Source organism: Streptomyces sp. NPDC101166 (assembly GCF_044768125.1).
In the GTDB taxonomy this organism is placed as follows: Bacteria; Actinomycetota; Actinomycetes; order Streptomycetales; family Streptomycetaceae; genus Streptomyces.
This window is the reverse complement of record NZ_JBIWPF010000247.1, coordinates 1-1,159: the sequence shown is the minus strand read 5'-3', so window position 1 is coordinate 1,159 and position 1,159 is coordinate 1. Positions and strand designations below refer to the sequence as shown.

The 1,159-nt window shown below is 68.2% G+C and carries 1 protein-coding gene; it reads right to left on the bottom strand.

Annotation, left to right across the window (positions count from 1 at the left end; translation table 11 throughout):
- Nucleotides 1-375 precede the first annotated feature (375 nt).
- Nucleotides 376-1,159: AAA family ATPase (locus ACIRS4_RS38110; RefSeq protein WP_404204847.1), on the bottom strand; the 784-nt coding region annotated here is incomplete at its 5' end.

Genomic DNA, 1,159 nt, shown 5'->3' with positions numbered 1-1,159 from the left:
CGGCCGGTGGGGCCTGAGGGGCCTGCGGCTGCGGAGCCGGAGCGGGTGGCGGCACCGGCCGCGGCGGGGCCGCGACATTCGAGGTGCGATTCAGGAAGTCGTCGAACTCGCGCCCGAAACCGCTTCCCCCACTGGGTGAGTGGCCGGGCGCACCCTGCGGTTGGCCAGGATTACCGTGCCCTTGGCCGGGATGACCGGCCTGCCCAGGATGACCGGGCGCCTGGCCGGGATCACCGTATGCCTGACCAGGGCCGTACGACTGCCCCGGATCGCCATACCCCTGGGGTGGACGGCCCTGCCGCTCGCTCCCACCATTTCCGCCCGGCTGATAGCCGCCCGCTCCCCGCGGAAAGTCGTTCACAGTTCAGTTGCCCCTCAGTCGGCGGCCGACGCCAGATTCAGCGAGGTGAGCAGGGTGCTCAACGCGGCCTTCATGTCGGGACCCTCGATGCGCATGAGCACCGATTCGTCCACGGCGCTCAGATCGATGGATTCGTCGTTGGCCAGGCGGAACTCGCGTTCCTCCTCGGCCGCCTCGATCAGGTTGCGGATGAAGCGACCGTTGCCGGCCACGTCGACCCCGCGGCGCGGTTGCCCGCTCTGATCGGTGCTCTCCATCGTGTAGAGCTTCTGACAGGTGGTGATCAGCGCGGCCAGCGCGTCCTCGGAAAGGTCCGAATCCCGTTTGGACGCAACGACTTCACCGATCGCGCCGAGTTCCTCGGCGGTGTAGGACGGGAACTGGAGCCGCTTGGCGAAGCGGGACGCCAGACCGTCGTTGGCGGCCAGGAAGCGGTCGATCTCGCCGTCGTATCCGGCGATGATCACCACCAGGCGGTCGCGGTCGTTCTCCATACGGGCCAGCAGGGTGTCGACGGCCTCGCGGCCGAACGCGTCACCGCCGGAGAGCCCGGTCTGGATCAGGGTGTACGCCTCGTCGATGAACAGCACGCCGTCCATGGCGGTGTCGATCAGGGCGTCGGTCTTGATGGCGGTGGAACCCAGGTGCTGGCCGACGAAGTCGGAGCGCTTGGTCTCGACCACCTTGTCGGTCTTGAGAATGCCCAGGCCGCAATAGATCTTGGCGACCACGCGCGCGATGGTGGTCTTACCGGTTCCCGGCGGACCCGTGAAGGCAAGGTGCTGGCCGCGCGCGGAG